Origin of the sequence: Microbacterium sp. LWH13-1.2 (assembly GCF_038397735.1) — a bacterium.
In the GTDB taxonomy this organism is placed as follows: domain Bacteria; phylum Actinomycetota; class Actinomycetes; order Actinomycetales; family Microbacteriaceae; genus Microbacterium.
In genome coordinates this window covers 1,086,060-1,104,643 of record NZ_CP151635.1, presented here as the reverse complement: position 1 = coordinate 1,104,643, position 18,584 = coordinate 1,086,060, and the positions used below count along the sequence as shown (strand labels likewise).

Genomic DNA, 18,584 nt, shown 5'->3' with positions numbered 1-18,584 from the left:
ATGCCGTCGACGACGGGTGCCGACCGCGTGAAACCCCTCGGTGCACCAGAAGTTCACCGGATGCTGGATCGCGCGTCACCGGCTATCCGGACGTTGGTTCCCGTTCACCTGCGCCGAGCACTCTGGAGGTGTGCCCGATCTGCTCGCCGGCCCCTGGGCCCTCGCCGTCATGAGCCTCCTGGTCCTCGGCGACTCGTTCTTCGTCGTCGTGCCAGGGGAGATCGCTGTCACCGCGCTCGGGGCGATCTCCTCGTCGTCGGGAGTGCCACCCCTGTGGGCGGTGATCGTCTGCGCGGGAGTCGCGGCCGCCGCGGGAGACGCCGCCTGCTATCTGATCGGTCGCACGGTCGGGACGGAACGATGGCGGTGGATGCGGGTGCCTCGGGTGCGCCTGGCTCTCGCCTGGGCACGACGCCGACTCGACGGCGGAACGGCCACCGTGCTGTTCACCGCCCGGTTCGTGCCGTTCGCACGGCTGGCGATCAATCTCGTCGCCGGCGCCTCGCGCATACATCCCGGTCGGTATCTGTGCCTGGTGAGTGCGGCGGCGTTCGGATGGGCGGCCTACCAGGCGTCCGTGGGAGCCATCGTCGCCGCTCTGGTCCCCGGTGGGCCGGTCGTGGGCGTCGTGGTGTCCGTCGCGGTCGCACTCGGCCTCGGCGCGGTCGTCGACCTCGTCTCCCGCAGAGCGCGACGGTGATTCCTCCCGCCCGTCCGAGGCGTGCTCTAGGCTGGCGAACATGAGCACCGAAGAAGGCGCATCCTCCAGCGAGGAAATGAAGCGCAAGTTCAAGGAAGCGCTCGAGAAGAAGAACGCGCACCACAGGCAGGGCGAGGCCCACCTGGACGGCGACTCCGCCGTCCACGGCGCACCCGCCCCGCAGACGCGGCGCGAGTTCCGACGCAAGAGCGGTTGACCACACGGATGCGGGAGCCGGCGACTGCCGACTCCCGCATCCTTCTTCTTCCCGGCCCGAGGCTCAGTTCTGTGCGGCGCGGAGACGCGCCCGCTCCTCTTTCGCCGCCATCTCGTCGAGTGCGGACTCCTTGAGGCCCTGCACGTCGACGGCCTTCCGCTCATCGACCATCCCATGCTCGTCGACCCCGTCGAGCTGCGACTCCTCGAACGGAAGCGCGCCGCTGAGCACCTGCTGAACCCGATCACGATCGATCTGGCGCGTCCACGTGCCGATCAGCAGCGTGGCGACCGCGTTGCCGGTGAAGTTGGTGAGCGCTCGCCCCTCGGACATGAAGCGATCGATACCCACGATCACGCCGACACCGTCGACCAGATCGGGACGGTATGCCTGCAAGCCACCGGCGAGCGTCGCGAGTCCTGCGCCTGTCACGCCGGCGGCTCCCTTGCTCGCGATGATCATGAAGACCAGCAGCCCGATCTGCTCGCCGATCGACATCGGCTGCCCCATTCCCGTGGCGATGAACAGCGATGCCATGGTCAGGTAGATCGCCGTGCCGTCGAGGTTGAACGAGTACCCCGTCGGCACCGTGATGCCGACGACCGGCTTCGAGACTCCGATGTGCTCCATCTTCGCGATCAGGCGCGGGAGCGCGGACTCCGACGACGAGGTGCCGACGATGAGCAGGTACTCACGTGCCAGGTACTTGACGAGGCTGAAGATGTTCACCCTGGTGACGGCGAAGAGCAGCGTCCCGAGCACCACGACGATGAACAGGAAGCAGGTGATGTAGAACGCGATCATGAGCACGCCGAGGCTCCAGATCGCCGCGATGCCCGTCTTCCCCACCACTGCTGCGATCGCTCCGAATGCGCCGAGAGGGGCGAGCCACAGGATCATGCCGAGGATGCGGAACACCAGCTTCTGGAGGTTCTTGACCGCGTCCATGATCGGGGCGCCCTTCTCACCGAGCCCCTGGAGCGCGAAGCCCACGAGCAGGGCGATGAACAGCACCTGCAGGACGCTCTCACCCGTGAAGGCCGAGAAGAACGTCGTCGGGATGATCCCGAGGATGAACTCGGTCGTGGTCTTCGCCTCGGTCTCTGTCGCGTCGTAGCTCGAGTTCGCCATGTCGAGGCCTGCACCCGGGTGGATGATGTTGCCGACGACCAGGCCGATCGCGAGCGCGAACGTGGACATGACCATGAAGTAGAGCAGCGCCAGGCCGCCGATCTTGCCGACGGTCGCCGCCTTCGCGATGGACCCGACCCCGACGACGATCGTGCAGAAGATGATCGGCGCGATCATCATCTTGATCAGCGACACGAAGCCCTTTCCGATCGGCTCGAGACTCTGACCCACCTCGGGCCAGATGAGGCCGACGGCCGCGCCGAGCACGACGGCGATGATCACCGAGACATACAGCCAGGTGTGCCTGTCCCACGCCTGCTTGCCCCGGCGCCAATGGAAACCGGGAAGGGAGAACCCCGTCGTGATGGCCATGTTTTCCTCCTTGATCATGAACGTCTTCGTCTCATGCCCGCCGGCGTCCTCGCCTTCGGTAAGCTCACCGTCGCGGACTTCCCCTGGCAGCACCATTTGTGGTCGTATTGGTCACCACCGATATCCCGGACTCCGCGATCACCGACGATCGGAAGGACGTGATGAGACACGCGCGCGACACGAGGAGCATCGCCTCCCGGGTCTTCCTGGTGCTCTTGGCTGCCGCAGTGGTGGTCGGTGCACTGGTGGCCGTCTTCCTCGTCGTGGATGCCCAGCGCGCCACCCATGCGGAGGCGGAGCGGGTCACGGCGGCGACAGCAGTGACGCTCGCGTCGTCCCCCCTCGTCATCGAGACTCTCGCGACAGATGAGCCGACGGACGCGACCCGCACGCTCGAGCCGTACACTCTCGACGTCATCGCGAACGCCGATCTCGATTTCGTGACGATCATGACGCCCGAGGGCACGCGCCTCACGCATCCCGACGTCGACCAGATCGGTGGGGTGTACCTCGGCACCATCCCCGACTCGCCGCGCGCACTCACCGAGGTCTTCACCGGTACCCTGGGGCCTTCGGTGAGGACCATCGTGCCGGTGGTCGCACCCAGCGGAGAACTGCTCGGCTGGGTGTCATCGGGCGTGACCATCGAGTCGATCTCCGAGACCCTCGTTCGCCGACTGCCGCTCTCGATCGGCATCACCGTCGGGCTCGTAGGTCTCGGCGCTCTCGGCGCGTGGATCGCTCGTCGGTTCACACGCGGCATCGCGGGAGACCTGCCACCGGGGCAGGTGCGGGACGCCGTGTCGTCATACGAATCCCTGCGCACCCTGGGCGATGCGCTGCGCGCTCAGACGCACGAGCACGGTAACCGCATGCACACGGCGGTCGCGCTTCTCGAGCTCGGACGCAGCGAGGAGGCGATCGAGATCCTGACCGAGACCTCGCGCCAGAGTCAGTCGCTCGTCGATCAGGTCACCGCACGACAGGCCGGGGACCCCGCCGTCGGTGCCCTGCTCCTCGGCAAGGCATCGCAGGCCAAGGAGCGCGGCATCGACTGGCGGGTCCGCATCGACCCGGACACCCCCGCCTCCCCACTCTCCCCCGTCGACAGCGTCGCCGTGCTCGGCAACCTGATCGACAACGCCATGGACGCCGCCGCGACCGGCACCGAGCGCTGGATGCAGGTCTCGCTGCAGCCCTCGGAAGACGGCGGGATCCTGCTCGAGGTTTCCGACGGCGGTGACGGCATACCCTCCGAGCTGCGCGAGCGCGTATTCGCCCACGGCTTCTCGACGAAGCCTGCAGGTGCGCAGGGGCGTGGAGTCGGCCTCGCCCTCGTCCGCTCTGTGGTGGCCGGTGTGGGCGGCACCGTGGAGGTCTCCGCTCATCCGACGACCTTCACCGTCATCCTTCCGCCGGTGAAAGGACGCAGGAGCCCATGATCCGCACGCTGATCGTCGATGACGACGCTCTGACACTCGAGCTCCACCGCTCGTACCTCGAGAGGATCGACGGGTTCGTCGTGGGCGGGGAGTGCACCGGCGCTCGGGCCGCGCTCGCCGCGGTGCTCGCTCAGCCCCATGACAAGCCGTTCGATCTCGTGCTTCTCGACATCACGATGCCCGACGGCTCGGGCATCGATGTGCTGCGCGGGCTCCGCGCCCGCGGCGCGGCCGTGGACGTCATCGCGATCACCGGCGTGCGCGACGCGGACACCGTCCGTCGGATGGCCGCTCTGGGCGTCTACCAGTACCTCGTCAAGCCATTCCCCTTCGGGGTGTTCCACGAGCGCCTCACCGCCTACCGCACCCATCGGGAGCAGGCGCGGTCGACGGCAGGAGAGGCGACCCAGGCGGAGATCGATGCGCTTCTCGGACGCACGACCGGGACGATCCCGATTCCCAAGGGGCTGTCGGCCGCGACGCTTCAGAAGGTGACGGCAGAGCTGCGTTCATCCGGCGCCGCGGTGTCGGCGAGCGAGGCGGCCGTGCGGCTCGGGATGTCGCGCGTGTCCGTGCGGAGGTACCTGGAGCATCTGACCGATTCGGGCGTCATCACACGCAGCGCCCGCTACGGCGCACGTGGACGCCCCGAGACGGAGTATCGCTGGACCCGCTCCTCATGAATGAGCGAGTCCGAGTCGGCGGCGGCCCTGATGGCCGCAGACGATCGATCGCCCCCGGACCACCGCACCGCTCGACAGTCTCGCCCGGCCCGAGAAGCGTGGGGACCGTGCGGAGCGATCGCGTGCGCCCGCACCTCACGGAAGCCCGCCATGCTCGCATCGCCCGGTTCGCTCGGCGCCCCGGGGAAGACGGGCAAGGGCCATGAGGTCACCGTACGACGCCCTTCGGACATCGTCTGCGGCCTCATGGCCCTGCTTTCGTTCCCGGTCGAGCCGGGGATCCCTCATTCTCCGGCGAGACCACCGAGCATGTGACCGAACGAACGCCCTTCACCGAGGTAGGTGGCCGGATCGTACGGATCGGCGACCGCGGTCGTCTCGCGCCGCGCGATGGCCTCGGCGAGCTCTCGGGCGCCCTTCTCGACCCGCTTCGCGAGGGGCGCGACGTCGTCTCCGGCCCCACCCCAGTCGCTGGACGCCGCGAACACGCCCGTGGAGACGGCCTCGGCGTGCAGGTACGCGAACAGCGGGCGGATCGCATAGTCGATGGCCAGCGAGTGCCTCGCCGTGCCGGCGTTGGCGCCGATCAGCACCGGCTTGCCGGTGAGCGCGTCGGGGTCGAGCACGTCGATGAACGACTTGAACAGTCCGTTGTAGCTCGTCGAGAAGATCGGCGTGACGGCGATGAGCGCGTCCGCCGAGACCACGGTGTTGATCGCAGTCTCGAGTGCGGGCGGCGCGAATCCGGTGAGGAGGTTGTTCGTGATGTCGTGCGCGTAATCCCGCAGCTCGATCACGTCGACGCTCGCCTGGATGTCGTGACCGGCGAGGGACTTCACGGTCTCAGCCGCCAGACGATCCGCGAGCATCCGCGTGGAGGACGGATTCGAGAGCCCGGCGGATACGACTGCGATGCGACGAGTGCTCATCTCAGGCCTCCTTCCGGCTGAGTCCGAACGCGGCACCGGCCGGAGCCGGGGTGTCCTGGTACGGCGAGTCACCGGTCAGGTTGTCGCCGCGGTTCGCGCCGGGGCGTGCCTGACGCGTGGGGCCGTCGCCGAACTCGGCCTTCACCCGCGATGCGTGGGTCGGGGCATCCGGCACGCCGGCCGGGCGGTCCTTCGCCATCTCCTTGCGGAGCACGGGCACGACCTCGGAGCCCAGGATGTCGAGCTGCTCGAGCACCGTCTTAAGGGGAAGGCCGGCGTGGTCGATCAGGAACAGCTGACGCTGGTAGTCGCCGTAGTGCTCGCGCATCGCGGCGTAGCGGTCGATGACCTGCTGAGGCGATCCCACGGTCAGCGGGGTCATCTCGGTGAAGTCCTCCATGCTCGGACCGTGACCGTAGACCGGGGCATTGTCGAAGTACGGCCTGAACTCGTTCACGGCATCCTGCGACTTCGCCGCCATGAACACCTGTCCGCCGAGACCGACGATCGCCTGCTCCGGTGTGCCGTGTCCGTAGTGCGCGTACCGCTGACGGTACAGCTCGATCAGCCGCTGGTAGTGCTCCTTGGGCCAGAAGATGTTGTTCGCGAAGAAGCCGTCGCCGTAGTAGGCGGCCTGCTCGGCGATCTCGGGCGTGCGGATGGATCCGTGCCAGACGAACGGAGCGACACCGTCGAGCGGGCGGGGAGTCGAGGTGAAGCCCTGCAGCGGAGTGCGGAACTTGCCCTCCCAGTCGACGACGTCCTCACGCCACAGCTTGTGCAGCAGGGCGTAGTTCTCGATCGCGAGCGGGAGACCCTGACGGATGTCCTGTCCGAACCAGGGGTAGACCGGCCCGGTGTTGCCGCGGCCGAGCATGAGGTCCATGCGACCGTCCGAGACGTGCTGCAGCATCGCGTACTCCTCGGCGATGCGCACGGGGTCGTTCGTCGTGATGAGCGTCGTCGAGGTCGACACGATGAGTCGCTCGGTCTGGGCGGCGAGAGCCGCCAGGAACGTCGTGGGGCTCGAGGACCAGAACGGAGGGTTGTGATGCTCGCCGATCGCGAAGACGTCGAGACCGACCTCTTCGCTGTGCTTGGCGATCGCCAGCGTGGCTTTGATCCGCTCCTGCTCACTCGGCGTGACGCCGGTGGTGGGGTCGCGGGTGATGTCGCTGACCGACATGATGCCGAACTGCACCGGGACGCCTGCCTGCTCACTCATGATTGCTCCGTCTTCTCCGAACCGATGTCTTGCATCTGGTTCTATTCATTTGAATGTATCTGAGTCAACGCGATGCGAGCAACTTTATTCCCCGAGTAGCCTCAGAGGATGAACACCGCCGGAGCCGACACGACGAACCCCGCCACCGGATCCGTCCCGAAGCCCCGTAAGCGTGTTCCCTTCTGGGACAACGCACGCTACGCGTGCATCGTGCTGGTCGTCCTCGGCCATGCCATCCAGCGACTCACGTACGACTCCGACATCGCGCTCGCGGCATACCTGGCGCTCTACGCCTTCCATATGCCTGCGTTCGCGATCATCTCCGGGTACTTCTCGAAGTCGGGCTCACCCACACGCGTGCAGATGGCCCGTGTCATCACGGACATCCTCCTCCCCTACGTCATCTTCGAGTTCCTCTGGACCCTCACGAAGTGGCTGGTCGAGGGACAGGCCGACCCGAACTTCACCAAGCCGTCGTGGACACTCTGGTTCCTGCTGGCCCTCGGCATCTTCCGTCTCGTCCTCCCCTACCTGGCACTGCTGCGCTGGCCTCTGCTGTGGACCGTCATCATCTCGATCGGAGTGGGATACCTCCCGAACGTCGACAGCACGTTCTCGCTGTCCAGGACCCTGGGTCTGCTGCCGTTCTTCGCATTCGGCTGGTGGCTGCGCGAGCGCGACATCGTCGCCCGCCTGCGTCTCCTCGACGTCCGTCCCTGGTGGATCCGCGTCGCCAGCTTCCTGGTGCTCGCGGCAGCGGGCTTCGCCGCGTGGCATTGGATCGACGTGTGGAAGGAATTCGACCTGCGTCACTGGCTCTTCTACGAAGACGCATACGCGGACCTCGGCGGGGAGCAGTGGTGGGCCGGCGGCGTGCGCATCGCGCTGATGCTCCTGGCGGTGCTCCTGAGCGCGGCGTTCTTCACCCTCATCCCGCGCGGAACCTACTGGTGGACTCGCTTCGGTCAGTACACGATGTACGTCTTCCTGCTGCACTCGTTCGTGCTGTATCCCTTCCGCGAGTCCGGTGCACTGCGCGATCTCGACCCGACCTGGCTCTGGCTGCCCCTCGTCACTCTCCTCTCGGTGGCGCTCGCCCTGGCGCTCGCCACCAAGCCCGTGCGCTGGCTGTTCCGTCCTCTCGTCGAACCGCGCCCTCGGTGGCTCTTCCGGGATCCGGAGCTCGCGAGCCGCGAGGGGCACCGCAGCGATCCCACCGGATCCCGTCGTCCGCGCCAGACGGCAGCCGCTAGCCTGAAGGAGTGACCCGAGCCCAGCAGATCCGCGACCGGATCGTGGATCACGCGGATGCCTCGGGTTTCGGCGCCCATGGACTCCACGTCCGCGTCGGCGACGAGGTCGCCGGGCACCGATGGTCCCCCGATGTCCGCGAGGAGATCCACTCCGTCGCGAAGGGCGTGTGCGTGCTCGCCGCGGGCCTCGCGGCCGATGAGGGCACGATCTCGCTCGATGCACCGGTGGCAGAGTACCTGCAGGACTTCTCGCTCGGTGAGGGCGTCGACCAGGTCACGCTCCGACATCTGCTGTCCATGTCGAGCGGCATCGACCTCCCGTGGTCCGAGACCCTGATGACCGACTGGCCGGATCTCGCGCGCGAATTCCTCTCACGCCCGTCGCGCGGGCGCGTCTTCCAGTACTCCAACGCCAGCACCTACACCGCCATGACCGTGCTCGCCGCGAGGGTCGGCGACATCGTCGACTTCCTGACCCCGAGACTGCTCGAACCGCTCGGAATCGATGACGTCGAGTGGGAGCGCTGCCCCCGGGGACGAATCGTCGCCGGGAGTGGTGTCGCCCTGCGCACCGAGGAGCTCGCACGCCTCGGACGACTCATCCGCGACCGCGGCGAGTGGGAGGGGCGACGCCTCATCCCTGCTTCAGTGATCGATGAGATGCACTCCGACTGGGTGGTGGCGGGCGCGAACCCCGCCTACGAGCGCTACGCGCTGTCGGGGTGGGACGGTCCAGGCACCGCGTGGCGCCTGCACGGCGCCTACGGGCAGTTGCTGATCTTCTGCGATGACGCGGTCGTCACCATCACGGCGGACGACCACTTCGGCGCGGACGCGATGTCCGTGTTCGTGGTCGACGCCCTCAGCGTATGACCGCGATCTCGCGTCAGGAGAAGAGCTCGGCGCCGACGTACGACCCCGGCGTCGCACCGGCCGGGATCGCCCAGATCCCCGACCCCACGTGCCTGATGTACTCGTTCATGAGGTCGGTGGACAACCGTCGCTGCAGGGTGATGAACTGCGCCGGATCGCGCTGATACGACAGGAAGAACAGCCCGGCATCGAGGCGCCCGAGATCGTTGTTGCCGTTGACGTAGTTGAAGCCGCGGCGGAGGATGCGGATGCCGTCGTTCTGACTCGGGTGCGCCAGGCGCACATGAGCGTTGCTGTCGATGGCCGAGGTCCCGAAGTCGGGTACGGCGAACTCGTCACCTCCCGACAGCGGGGCGCCCTCGCCCTTGTCGCGCCCGATGATCGCATCCTGTTCGGAGAGTCGCACCCGATCCCACGTCTCGATCAGCATCGCGATCTTGCGGGCGACCAGGTACGAGCCGCCCGTCATCCATGCGGGATCATCGGACGACCCCACCCAGACGTTCTCGTCGAGAGCGGCGGAGTCGTCGGCGAGGATGTTCGCGGTGCCGTCCTTGAACCCGAAGAGGTTTCGCGGCGTCGCCTGGCCCGAAGTCGTGCGGGAGGTCTTGCCGAAGCCGAGCTGCGACCAGCGCAGCTTCGCACGCCCGAAGGCGATGCGGCTGAGGTTGCGGATCGCGTGAACGGCCACCTGAGGGTCATCCGCGCAGGCCTGGATGCAGAGATCGCCGTGGGACGTCTGCGGATCCAGGTCGTCGCCGAGGAAGGCGGGCAGACGCTCGAGGGCGGCCGGGCGTCTCGCCGCGATGCCGTACCGGTCGCCGTCCTCGTTCTCGAACAGTCCGGGCCCGAAGCCGATCGTGATCGTCAGACCTGCCGCGGGCAGCCCGAGCGCCTCCCCCGTGTCGTCGGGCGGAACCTCGGCATCGCCGCCGACCGCACCGGTCGCGCTCACTTCGAGCCCCTGGGTCATCCGGGAGGCGGCGTACGTCCAGTCCTGCAGCAGCGTGATCAGGTCGTCGCGATCGGTGCGGGGCATCATGTCGAACGATGCGAAGTGCAGATGCTCCTGCACAGGGGTGGTGATGCCCGCCTGATGCGCGCCGAAGAAATCGTACGCGTGCTCGGCGTCGGCGTGAGCCCTGGCGCGCCCGAGCGCGACCCCGCCCGTCAGCCCGGCTCCCACTCCGACCGCGAGCGAGGCGACTCCTCCGCCGAGCGCCAGGCCGAGGAGTCCTCGTCTGCTGAGACCTGTCGGCGGGGTCGCCGCGACCGCCTCCTCCGTCACGGAGTCGGCGGCCACGGCATCCTTCGAGCGTTCGTCCACCTGCGAGATCGTACCCGTCTTGTCAGTCGAGGACCGTGCCGGTGAGCTGCGACAGCGGCTCGGCGAGGGCGTTGATGAGGTCGGTGAACTCGCGCTTGTCGGCGTCGGTCAGCGCGGCGTATCCGACGAAGCCGTCGGCCAGCGAACCGTGAGCCGCCAGGGAGGCCTCGAGAGCCGCGTACCCGTCCTCGATCTCGGTGACGAGCGTCTCGCCGTCATCGCCCTGCGCGGCGGCGAAGTCCTGCACGAGCGAGAACGCCATCTTGGAGCCTTCGACGTTGGCCGCGAAGTCGTAGAGGTCGGTGCCGGACCACCAGTCCTCCTCGCCGGAGATCTTTCCGGTGGCGACCTCGTCGAGCAGCGCGATCGCGCCGTTCGAGATGCCGCCGATGCCCTGGTCGTCGAGCGCCGTGGTGAAGTCGTCGGAGTGCACGTAGTCGTACAGCTCCTGCACGTCGGCGAGCAGCTGGTCGCCGTACTCGGCCCGCTCCTCGGTCGTGGACGGCGCCCAGTCCTGCCAGGCAGGGGTCTCGCCGTCGGCGTTGAGCGCGTCCTGTGCTGGTACCCAGAGGTCCTTCTCGATGCGGTGGAAGCCCGTCCAGTCCAGCCCCTCGGCCACGGCGTCCACCTCGCGGTAGTCGATTCGCGGGTCGAGTGTGCCGAGAGCCTCGGCGACGGGCTCGATGCGCTCGTAGAAGGCGCGCGTCTGCGGGAAGAGGGCGCGTGCCGTCTCATCATCGCCCGACTCGTAGGCGGCGACGAGTTCGTCGACCGACGGCACGAGCTGTCCGACCTGGTCCTTCACGAACGCGGCGTACAGATCGACGGCCTGCTGCTTCTGCTCGGCGTCCTCGCCTGCGACCGCGACGCGGTCTCCGGTCACCGTGAACTCCGACTTGCCGACGCCTTCACCGATCATGCCCGGCTTGCAGAGCGTGAAGTACGTGCCGGGCTGAGCCACGACTGTCAGGGTCCGCGACGCGGAGGGGGCGATGTTCTCGACCTCTCCGACGATCCGCAGTCCGTCGTCGGCGAGCAGATAGAACTCGGACGTCTGTCCGCTGTCGTTCGTGACGTCGAACGTCAGAGTTCCGCTCTTCGCGGTCGCGCCGGACACGGCGCACTCCGAGTCGGTCGACGAGACGTCGAAAGCCGCGCCGGCCGCGACGTCGCTCTTGGCGACGCAGCCGCTCAGGAGGAGTGCGGCAGCTCCGGCGGCTGCGACGGCACCGAGGATTCGTCGAGAGGTGGTCATGCTGCTCCTTGCTGGGTGAGAGTGGATGCCGACGCGTCCTCGTCTGCGGAGGTCGGCGGACGAGGCGTGACGGCCCGACGGGTGCGGAGCCCCCGAACGAAGAAGAATCCGACGACGGCCAGATACAGGGCCCACGCGGTGACCTGGAGCCACGTCATACGAGGCATGAACCCGACGGTCGCCTGGAGGATCGTCGCCCAGACGCTGTCAGGGGCGATGACGTTCGTGACATCGAACGCCCACCCGAACGGGAAGGCCGCCCAGCCGAGGGCGACCGCACCCGTCGCGGCATCGATCGGGGCGACGGCGGTGAAGGGCCCTGGCAGCGCGCCGGCCTCCTGCAGGTCCATGACCGCGTAGGCGAGCACTCCCGCCGCGACGATCACGAGGAAGCCGCTCGTCCACGTGAAGAAGCGACGCAGATCCAACCGCACGGCGCCACGCGCGATCAGCCCCCCGATCACGACGGCGGCGAGAAGACCCAGCACGGCACCGAGCAGCGCCGACGGAGCGTCCCCGAAGGATTGGACCATCGACCACAGCAGCAGCGTCGTCTCGATCCCCTCCCGCGCGACCGAGACGAAGCCGATCGCGATCAGGGCCCAGATTCCGCCCCGTGTGAGAGCGCGGTCGAGCCCGCCCTCGAGCGTCGCCTTCATCGTGCGGCCGGCCTTCTGCATCCAGAAGATCATCCAGGTGACCATGCCCACGGCGAGCAGCGACAGCAATCCTCCGATGAGCTCCTGCGCCTCGAACGTCAGCGAGTACGCGCCGAAGGTGAGAACCGCTCCGATGCCCAGAGCGAGGGCGATCGCGAGCACGACACCTGCCCAGAGCCTGGGCAGCGCATCGCCCCGACCGAGGCGCCGGAGATAGGCGACGAGGATGCCGACGACGAGCGCGGCTTCAAGGCCTTCGCGGAGACCGATGAGGAAAGTGGCGAGCACGGAGGGAGACTCTCTGGGAAAGAATGAGGTAAGGCATCCCTTACCTAAGAGAGATTAGCACCCCGTCAGCGGTGGCATTTCACCCTCCGCACGATCAACGGTAATCCGACGCAACACTCGACCGCGCGACCCCGCAGTCGATCTACGCTCGGTGAATGGCTGATCTCTCGCTTCCCATCCTCGACCTGTCCCAGCTCGATGCCGGCCCTGAGGCCGCAGCACGGTTCCGCGACGAACTGCGGGCAGCCACCCACGACGTGGGCTTCTTCTACCTCACCGGCACGGGGATCTCGCCGGAACTCGAAGCGCGCCTGCATCGGGCCGCGCTCGATTTCTTCGCCCTGCCGGACGAGGACAAGCTCGCGATCGAGAACGTCAAGAGCCCGCACTTCCGCGGGTACACCCGCATCGGCGGCGAGCGGACCCAGGGCAAGGTCGACTGGCGCGAGCAGATCGACATCGGTCCCGAGCGCGAACCCGTCGACGGCGGACCGGCATTCAACCGCCTGGTGGGCCCCAACCTGTGGCCGGCAGCGCAGCCCGAGCTCAAGGCGGTCGTCACCGAATGGCACGACACGCTGACCGAGATCGCGCGGAAGCTGCTGCGTGCCTGGGCCACGACCCTCGGCGCCGAGGAGACGTACTTCGACGAGCCGTTCCGCGACCCATCCACGCTGATCAAGATCGTCCGCTACCCGGGCACCCATGAGCCGGAACCCCAGCAGGGCGTCGGTGCGCACAAGGATTCCGGCGTGCTGACCCTCCTCTGGGTCGAGCCGGGCAAGGGCGGGTTGCAGGTGGAGCGGAACGGCGAGTGGGTGTCGGCTCCCCCGGTGCCCGGTGCGTTCGTGGTCAACATCGGCGAACTGCTGGAGTACGCGACCGGCGGCTACCTCAAAGCGACGAATCACCGCGTGATCTCCCCCCGGGCGCCGGAAGAGCGCATCTCGATCCCGTTCTTCTTCAACCCGGCGCTCGACCAGCAGCTGCCGCTCCTCGAACTGCCGGCAGACCTGGCCGCCGAGGCGACCGGCATCACCGAGGATCCGAGCAACCCCATCCATGCGACCTATGGCGAGAACGCGATGAAGTCACGGCTGCGCGCTCACCCCGACGTGGCCGCGATCCACCACCCCGACCTCGTCGGAGCGAAAGCCTGACACCCGTCGCACCGCCTGACCGCGGTCACAGCGCGGGACCGCCCCCGAGCGCGACGATCTCGCGCAGGGCCTGGAGATGTCCGGCGAAGGCTGCGCGGCCGGCAGAAGTCGAATGGACCCACGTGCGAGGGCGACTGCCGAGACTTCCCTTGCGCGCGACGATGTATTCCGCGGCCTGAAGATGCGAGATGGCCTTGCTCAGCGGCGAGTCACCGCATTGGAGGATCTCGCGCAGCGCCGCGAAGTCGAGCTCGACGCCGTCACTGAGGGACGCCATGAGGGAGAACCGGATCGGCGACGCGAAGTTGTCGTCGAGGCGGGTTCGCGGGTGCGGCGCCGATGGGGTGTCAGTCACGCAGATCACGTCCGCGGACGAATGAGACTGCGATGAACAGCGCGATGATCATCAGGCCGCTGAATACGCCGACGAGCCAAGGAACACCGTCGACGAGCACCGCCAGCGACAGGGTGCAGGCCGAGGCGGCGAAGGCGCCGAGGTGCGGCCAGCGCCACGAGGCACCGACGGAGGGAAGGCCCATTTCGCTGCGAGCAGCCACGAGCCAGACGAAGGTCATGAGCATGACCAGCAGAATGAGGGTGCTCGCGAGCACCCCGTCTGGTGCAGAGCCGAGCATGGCCATCACTCCGAGAACCACTCCCACGCCGATGGTTCCCCACCGCATCGCCCGCGGAAGCGGCTTCGGCGTGGGTCGCGGGGGGCGCGGGTCACCCGACGCACGCGCGAGCTGAACTGCGCCGTAGCCACCGAATCCGACCAGCATGAGGCCGGCCGGGATCCAGACGCCGATGGCCGGGAACCCGGGATCGAAGACCGCGAAGCCGAAGACGACGAGCACCGCGACGGCCAGAGCACCGCCGGCCAGCAGTATGGGCCAGCGCGACCACACCAGGCGCAGCTGCATCCCGCTCCGCTGAGCCATGCCTGTGGAGAGCTGCCCCCATACGAGAAAACTGAAGACGAAGACCTGCGGCGTCACACCGCCGTGGCCACGTATCGCGGTAGCCAGAGCGACGAGATACGCCGCGGTGACGGCCGCACTGGCGATCTGCAGCCACGCCAGCGCCCGCCCGTCGACGGCACGCCCACGCCGATGCACGACAGCATCTGCCTCGTCGAGGTAGCGCTGGGCGATGTCCACGCTCGGCGGCGCGAGCGCTTCCTGCCCCTGGACCGGCTTCTGCTCCATCGGACGACCCCCTTCGCTTTCCATCTGGAAAGCTCACTACTTTCCTAACGGAAAGCGTCCGGGCGGTCAACCCCTGCAAAGACGAAGGCCGCCCCACACCTGGGACGGCCTTCTCAAGAATGTTCTGCGCGATTGTACGCTGGCTCGCTCCGCGTTATCGGCGGAGACCCAGGCGTGCGATCAGCGAGCGGTAACGCTCGATGTCGACGCTCTGGAGGTAGCCGAGCAGACGACGGCGCTGACCCACGAGCAGGAACAGGCCACGACGCGAGTGGTGGTCGTGCTTGTGCTCCTTCAGGTGCTCGGTGAGGTCCTTGATGCGCTGCGTCAGCATCGCGGCCTGCACCTCGGGGGATCCGGTGTCACCGGGGTGCGTCGCGTACTCTTCGATGATCGCCTTCTTGACGTCTGCTTCCAGTGCCATAGATTCGATCCCCTCTCTGCTTGTTGCGCGGTGCCCGACGCCTGATGCGTGAGCTCTCTTTATCCGCGGCCGATCAAACGGCAACCTGAAGAGTCTACCAGGACTCCGTTGCCCTGCGTGACCGCCGTCGACGCCTCCTCACGAGCGGTGATGCTCGGCCCCCGTTCCACGCAGAGAACCCCGAGCCCTTGGGGCCCGGGGTTCTCGAGATCACGCGATCATCAGTCCTGCTGCAGCGCGCCCTGCAGGTCGAGGCTGATCGTGACGTCCTTGCCGACGAGCACGCCGCCGGTCTCGAGCGCCGCGTTCCACGTCAGGCCGAAGTCCTCGCGGTTGATGACCGTCTTCGCCGAAGCGCCGGCCTTGTAGTTGCCCCACGGGTCAGAGCCGAAGCCGCCGAAGTCCAGCTCGAAGCTGACCGGCTTGGTGATGCCGCGGATGGTCAGGTCGCCGTCGACGAAGAGCTCGCCGCCCTCGGCACGTGCACCGGTGGAGACGAACTCCATAGTCGGGAAGTTCTCGGTGTCGAAGAAGTCGCCCGAGCGGAGGTGCGTGTCGCGCCCCTCGTCCTTCGTGTCGATCGAGGTGACGTCGACGCTCGCCTCGACGCGAGCCTCGAGGGGGTTCTCGGGGGCGATGAGCGTCGCGCTCTTCACGCCGAAGGTGCCGCGCACCTTGGAGATCATCATGTGGCGCACACTGAAGGTGACCTCGCTGTGCGACGGGTCGAGCACCCAGGTGCCTGCGCGGTAGCCGGGAATGTCGATGCTGGTCATGGTTTCTCCTCTGGAGACATCAGCCGCACTGTGCGGCAACGGATGAGGGGCCGCGTTCACGGCGTCACGAGTTACAACTTACATGCATATGCATGTATTCCCCTGAATGCGGAAGTTCTTCGCCGACGCACGACGAAGGCGCCGAGCCCCGAGGGGCACGGCGCCTTCCCGTGTCGAGCGACTCAGCCGACCGCGACGAGGTCGATGATGAAGATGAGGGTCTTGCCGGACAGGAAGTGTCCGCCACCGACGGGCCCGTACGCCAGGTGCGGCGGGATGACGAGCTCGCGGCGTCCGCCGACCTTCATTCCGGGGATGCCGTCCTGCCATCCCTGGATCAGGCCGCGCAGCGGGAACTGGATGGTCTCGCCGCGACCCCACGAGGAGTCGAACTCCTCGCCGGATTCGAACTCGACACCGGCGTAGTGCACGGTCACGGTGTCGCCGGGCTTCGCCTCGGCGCCGTCTCCCTCGATGATGTCGCGGATCACGAGCTCCGCGGGGGCGGGGCCGGTGGGGGCGTCGAACTCAGGCTTTGTGCGATCAGTCATGGTTCCATCCAACCCGAGTCTTCGGGCACCGGTCAACGCGGTGACGACTGCTCAGAGCGAACATGAGGCTTCCCCGGGAAAGCCGGAGCCGACCAGCGGCTTCCCCGAAGGTCTTGACAGTCGCGGATGCCGGGTGCACCCTGATTACAGATCAACTCAGCGCCCGGTAGACATGCAGGCATCGCCGCAGCACCGGGCGCTGAGTCTGTCACGAGGCGGTGCTCCTGGCCTCGTCAGACTCCGGTGGGACCGACCTCGTTCGCATACCCGATGAGGATCGACGCGAGTGCCTCCGGCCGGCTCAGCGCGACGCAGTGGCTCCCTCTGATCTCATCCGCGACGATGCCGAGGCGCGTCCGCGCCGCTGCGGACGGATGCGCACGCTCCCGCCGCATCGCCTCCTCCGCAAGAACGCGGGCAACATCGTGATGGCACCCCACGAACGGATCACTGTTTCCGGTGAGCCCGCGTCACGAGCGGCCTGCTCTTCGGCGGCCGCGCCGTATCCGGTGTTCTCCCACCACTCGTCGGGCGACTCCCCCGGCGCCGGGATCATCGCCGCGAGCACCACGAGGGCGTCAGCCGACAGCCTGTCGGCGACTATCGGTGCCGTGAACCGGATCTACCGCCTCAGTAGGCCAGCAGCGCAGCTCTCGTGGCACGCGTGCGGGCGAGGAGAGCCTGCTCGTCTGCCGGAGCCATCGGGTCGCGTCCCGTGATGGCGCGCTGGCGGACGGATGCGAGAGTCGTCGCATCCTTGATGAACTCCCGCATGAGCGGGCGCCGATCTCCGCGCAGCTGCGAGGCCCAGCCGAGCCCGGTCTTGCGACCGGCCGGCGTCGCCAGCATGGTGACCTCTTCAGGGGTGAACCACCCGGCGGCGGCGTAGTCCCCCAGGCGCGCCTTGGTGAGGCGAGACTCCTCGCGCCGGAGAGCGATGATCCCGAGGATGAATCCGACGAACAACGGCACCTGGAGCACGAAGTACAGAAGGAAGAAGTTGGCGAACGAGGAGCCGTTCCAGAGACCGTGCAGGAACATCGCCCCCAGCATCCCGAGCAGTCCGAAGCCGAGCACGGCGCCGGTGGACGCGTGACGTCGGGCCGCCAGACCGATCGCGAGGCCCGTCAGCGAGGTGAACATGGCATGGGCGAACGGCGACATGATCGCGCGCAGGATGAAGGTCACTGTCAGCTGCTCCCCGCCGCCCTCGATGAGACTGATCGCGAAGTACTGGATGTTCTCGGTGAATGCGAAGCCTGCACCCACGAGCGCGCCGTATACGACCCCGTCGACCGGACCGTCGAAAGCTCGACGGGCGATGAGGAAGATCAGGAAGAGGCCGAAGCCCTTCCAGAACTCCTCGACGATGGGCGCCTGGACGACGGCTCCCGCGACCTCGCCCCGGAAGCCGAAGACCGCGGTCAGTCCGAGATCGACGAGGAGCGTGAGTCCCACGGCGGCGATCGCACCCCATGCGATCGCGAAGAACACCAGGGATTTCGGCTCTGGTTCCCACCGGTCGATCATCCGGACGACGAAGAAGACGATCGCGAGCGGGACGAGGGCGAGAACCAGGCCGATGATCGATGCGAGCGGGCCGAGGAAGAGTCCGAAGTAGGCGATCAGAGCCAGCAGCAGGAGTCCGAGGAAGCCGAAGAGCGAGTAAAGGGCTATGCGGCCACCGCGACGTGCGGACGGCAGCGCGGGCAGCCCCTGCGCCGGGGAAGGGGCCGAGGGCGCGGGCGGCGAGTACGGAGTCGGCTGTGCGAGTACCGACGCATACGCGGGACGCTGCGCGAACTGCGCGGGCATGTAGTTCGACTGCGCGTACTGCTGGGTGGAATACTGCTGCGGGGCCGGCGGCTGATATCCCGGCTGCTGCGGGTATCCCGGCTGCTGCGGGTACGTCTGCTGCGGGGGATACGCCTGCGGCTGCGGCGCGGCAGGAGGCTGCCCCGGCGTCGGCGCGTGCTGAGCCGGAGGCTGTTGCGGCGCAGGCGGCGGCGTGTAGGGCGATGGCTGGGACGGTCCTCCGGAACTCATAGGCAAAAGCATATGGGGAACAACCAACTTCCCCACGGTCTGGTGACTTCCTCCAGCAAATCCCC

At 67.6% G+C, this 18,584-nt stretch carries 20 protein-coding genes; 7 read left to right on the top strand and 13 right to left on the bottom strand.

Translation table 11 applies throughout. The features are described 5' to 3' along the window. Nucleotides 1–130: 130 nt before the first annotated feature. Both MRBLWH13_RS05030 and MRBLWH13_RS05025 read left to right on the top strand, forming a co-directional pair. Complete coding sequence (locus MRBLWH13_RS05030) at nt 131–700, top strand: VTT domain-containing protein (protein ID WP_341957194.1); 570 nt, start codon at nt 131–133, stop codon at nt 698–700. 40 nt (nt 701–740) lie between these two features. Beyond that, a complete protein-coding gene (locus tag MRBLWH13_RS05025) occupies nt 741–917 on the top strand; it encodes a DUF5302 domain-containing protein (protein WP_091232420.1) in 177 nt (58 codons plus the stop codon). A 63-nt stretch (nt 918–980) separates the two neighbouring features. On the opposite strand, the gene MRBLWH13_RS05020 is transcribed toward MRBLWH13_RS05025, so the two are convergent. Further along, nucleotides 981–2,420, bottom strand: a complete 1,440-nt coding sequence (locus tag MRBLWH13_RS05020) for a cation:dicarboxylase symporter family transporter (protein ID WP_056311738.1) — start codon at nt 2,418–2,420, stop codon at nt 981–983. 161 nt (nt 2,421–2,581) lie between these two features. Between MRBLWH13_RS05020 and MRBLWH13_RS05015 the strand changes: the two genes are divergently transcribed. Together MRBLWH13_RS05015 and MRBLWH13_RS05010 are read left to right on the top strand one after the other, a co-directional pair. Next, on the top strand, nt 2,582–3,862 hold the full coding sequence (locus tag MRBLWH13_RS05015) for an ATP-binding protein (protein WP_341957193.1): 1,281 nt from the start codon (nt 2,582–2,584) through the stop codon (nt 3,860–3,862). Further along, nucleotides 3,859–4,545 carry a response regulator gene (locus MRBLWH13_RS05010; RefSeq protein WP_341957192.1) on the top strand — a complete coding sequence of 229 codons (687 nt, stop codon included), beginning with the start codon at nt 3,859–3,861 and terminating at the stop codon, nt 4,543–4,545. Before MRBLWH13_RS05015 ends, MRBLWH13_RS05010 begins: the two co-directional genes overlap by 4 nt. Before the next feature lie 284 nt (nt 4,546–4,829). On the opposite strand, the gene MRBLWH13_RS05005 is transcribed toward MRBLWH13_RS05010, so the two are convergent. Together MRBLWH13_RS05005 and MRBLWH13_RS05000 are read right to left on the bottom strand one after the other, a co-directional pair. After that, a complete protein-coding gene (locus MRBLWH13_RS05005; protein WP_341957190.1) occupies nt 4,830–5,474 on the bottom strand; it encodes an FMN reductase in 645 nt (214 codons plus the stop codon). Between the two features lies 1 nt (nt 5,475). After that, complete coding sequence (locus MRBLWH13_RS05000) at nt 5,476–6,699, bottom strand: LLM class flavin-dependent oxidoreductase (protein ID WP_341957189.1); 1,224 nt, start codon at nt 6,697–6,699, stop codon at nt 5,476–5,478. A gap of 108 nt (nt 6,700–6,807) precedes the next feature. On the opposite strand from MRBLWH13_RS05000, the gene MRBLWH13_RS04995 reads away from it, so the two are divergent. Further along, a complete protein-coding gene (locus MRBLWH13_RS04995; protein ID WP_341957188.1) occupies nt 6,808–7,965 on the top strand; it encodes an acyltransferase family protein in 1,158 nt (385 codons plus the stop codon). Next, nucleotides 7,962–8,825: a serine hydrolase gene (locus MRBLWH13_RS04990; RefSeq protein ID WP_341957187.1), complete on the top strand. Its 864-nt coding sequence runs from the start codon at nt 7,962–7,964 to the stop codon at nt 8,823–8,825. Before MRBLWH13_RS04995 ends, MRBLWH13_RS04990 begins: the two co-directional genes overlap by 4 nt. Before the next feature lie 13 nt (nt 8,826–8,838). On the opposite strand, the gene efeB is transcribed toward MRBLWH13_RS04990, so the two are convergent. From efeB to efeU, 3 genes are read right to left on the bottom strand one after another with little or no spacing between them, the layout of a single operon-like run. Further along, the gene (gene efeB / locus MRBLWH13_RS04985; protein WP_341958221.1) at nt 8,839–10,128 is read right to left on the bottom strand and encodes an iron uptake transporter deferrochelatase/peroxidase subunit; all 1,290 of its coding nucleotides are present in this window, start codon (nt 10,126–10,128) and stop codon (nt 8,839–8,841) included. A 46-nt stretch (nt 10,129–10,174) separates the two neighbouring features. After that, entirely contained in the window at nt 10,175–11,407 is a 1,233-nt protein-coding gene (gene efeO / locus MRBLWH13_RS04980; RefSeq protein ID WP_341957186.1) for an iron uptake system protein EfeO, read from the bottom strand. Then, nucleotides 11,404–12,354: an iron uptake transporter permease EfeU gene (gene efeU, locus MRBLWH13_RS04975; RefSeq protein ID WP_341957185.1), complete on the bottom strand. Its 951-nt coding sequence runs from the start codon at nt 12,352–12,354 to the stop codon at nt 11,404–11,406. The genes efeO and efeU overlap by 4 nt, the downstream gene beginning before the upstream one ends. Before the next feature lie 155 nt (nt 12,355–12,509). On the opposite strand from efeU, the gene MRBLWH13_RS04970 reads away from it, so the two are divergent. After that, the gene (locus MRBLWH13_RS04970) at nt 12,510–13,514 is read left to right on the top strand and encodes a 2-oxoglutarate and iron-dependent oxygenase domain-containing protein (RefSeq protein WP_341957184.1); all 1,005 of its coding nucleotides are present in this window, start codon (nt 12,510–12,512) and stop codon (nt 13,512–13,514) included. A gap of 25 nt (nt 13,515–13,539) precedes the next feature. Here the strand turns inward: MRBLWH13_RS04970 and MRBLWH13_RS04965 are convergent, their stop codons facing one another. The 7 genes from MRBLWH13_RS04965 to MRBLWH13_RS04935 form a co-directional block, all read right to left on the bottom strand. Then, a complete protein-coding gene (locus tag MRBLWH13_RS04965; protein WP_341957183.1) occupies nt 13,540–13,869 on the bottom strand; it encodes a transcriptional regulator in 330 nt (109 codons plus the stop codon). Then, nucleotides 13,862–14,722, bottom strand: coding sequence for a hypothetical protein (locus MRBLWH13_RS04960; protein WP_341957182.1), 861 nt, complete (start codon nt 14,720–14,722; stop codon nt 13,862–13,864). The genes MRBLWH13_RS04965 and MRBLWH13_RS04960 overlap by 8 nt, the downstream gene beginning before the upstream one ends. Before the next feature lie 154 nt (nt 14,723–14,876). Next, the gene (gene rpsO, locus MRBLWH13_RS04955) at nt 14,877–15,146 is read right to left on the bottom strand and encodes a 30S ribosomal protein S15 (RefSeq protein ID WP_017203073.1); all 270 of its coding nucleotides are present in this window, start codon (nt 15,144–15,146) and stop codon (nt 14,877–14,879) included. 221 nt (nt 15,147–15,367) lie between these two features. Beyond that, complete coding sequence (locus tag MRBLWH13_RS04950; RefSeq protein WP_341957181.1) at nt 15,368–15,922, bottom strand: YceI family protein; 555 nt, start codon at nt 15,920–15,922, stop codon at nt 15,368–15,370. A 182-nt stretch (nt 15,923–16,104) separates the two neighbouring features. Beyond that, nucleotides 16,105–16,473, bottom strand: a complete 369-nt coding sequence (locus MRBLWH13_RS04945) for an FKBP-type peptidyl-prolyl cis-trans isomerase (protein ID WP_341957180.1) — start codon at nt 16,471–16,473, stop codon at nt 16,105–16,107. Nucleotides 16,474–16,706: 233 nt separating this feature from the next. Further along, a complete protein-coding gene (locus tag MRBLWH13_RS04940) occupies nt 16,707–16,868 on the bottom strand; it encodes a hypothetical protein (protein ID WP_341957179.1) in 162 nt (53 codons plus the stop codon). A gap of 235 nt (nt 16,869–17,103) precedes the next feature. Then, nucleotides 17,104–18,519: a PrsW family intramembrane metalloprotease gene (locus MRBLWH13_RS04935; protein ID WP_341957178.1), complete on the bottom strand. Its 1,416-nt coding sequence runs from the start codon at nt 18,517–18,519 to the stop codon at nt 17,104–17,106. Nucleotides 18,520–18,584 lie beyond the last annotated feature (65 nt).

Bases quoted from the DNA above. Each gene is read 5' to 3' on its own strand.
- MRBLWH13_RS05025 (WP_091232420.1), top strand. From the start codon at position 741: ATGAGCACCGAAGAAGGCGCATCCTCCAGCGAGGAAATGAAGCGCAAG.
- MRBLWH13_RS05020 (WP_056311738.1), bottom strand. From the start codon at position 2,420: ATGGCCATCACGACGGGGTTCTCCCTTCCCGGTTTCCATTGGCGCCGG.
- MRBLWH13_RS05015 (WP_341957193.1), top strand. From the start codon at position 2,582: ATGAGACACGCGCGCGACACGAGGAGCATCGCCTCCCGGGTCTTCCTG.
- MRBLWH13_RS05010 (WP_341957192.1), top strand. From the start codon at position 3,859: ATGATCCGCACGCTGATCGTCGATGACGACGCTCTGACACTCGAGCTC.
- MRBLWH13_RS05005 (WP_341957190.1), bottom strand. From the start codon at position 5,474: ATGAGCACTCGTCGCATCGCAGTCGTATCCGCCGGGCTCTCGAATCCG.
- MRBLWH13_RS05000 (WP_341957189.1), bottom strand. From the start codon at position 6,699: ATGAGTGAGCAGGCAGGCGTCCCGGTGCAGTTCGGCATCATGTCGGTC.
- MRBLWH13_RS04995 (WP_341957188.1), top strand. From the start codon at position 6,808: ATGAACACCGCCGGAGCCGACACGACGAACCCCGCCACCGGATCCGTC.
- efeO (WP_341957186.1), bottom strand. From the start codon at position 11,407: ATGACCACCTCTCGACGAATCCTCGGTGCCGTCGCAGCCGCCGGAGCT.
- MRBLWH13_RS04970 (WP_341957184.1), top strand. From the start codon at position 12,510: ATGGCTGATCTCTCGCTTCCCATCCTCGACCTGTCCCAGCTCGATGCC.
- MRBLWH13_RS04960 (WP_341957182.1), bottom strand. From the start codon at position 14,722: ATGGAGCAGAAGCCGGTCCAGGGGCAGGAAGCGCTCGCGCCGCCGAGC.
- rpsO (WP_017203073.1), bottom strand. From the start codon at position 15,146: ATGGCACTGGAAGCAGACGTCAAGAAGGCGATCATCGAAGAGTACGCG.
- MRBLWH13_RS04950 (WP_341957181.1), bottom strand. From the start codon at position 15,922: ATGACCAGCATCGACATTCCCGGCTACCGCGCAGGCACCTGGGTGCTC.
- MRBLWH13_RS04945 (WP_341957180.1), bottom strand. From the start codon at position 16,473: ATGACTGATCGCACAAAGCCTGAGTTCGACGCCCCCACCGGCCCCGCC.
- MRBLWH13_RS04940 (WP_341957179.1), bottom strand. From the start codon at position 16,868: ATGCGGCGGGAGCGTGCGCATCCGTCCGCAGCGGCGCGGACGCGCCTC.
- MRBLWH13_RS04935 (WP_341957178.1), bottom strand. From the start codon at position 18,519: ATGAGTTCCGGAGGACCGTCCCAGCCATCGCCCTACACGCCGCCGCCT.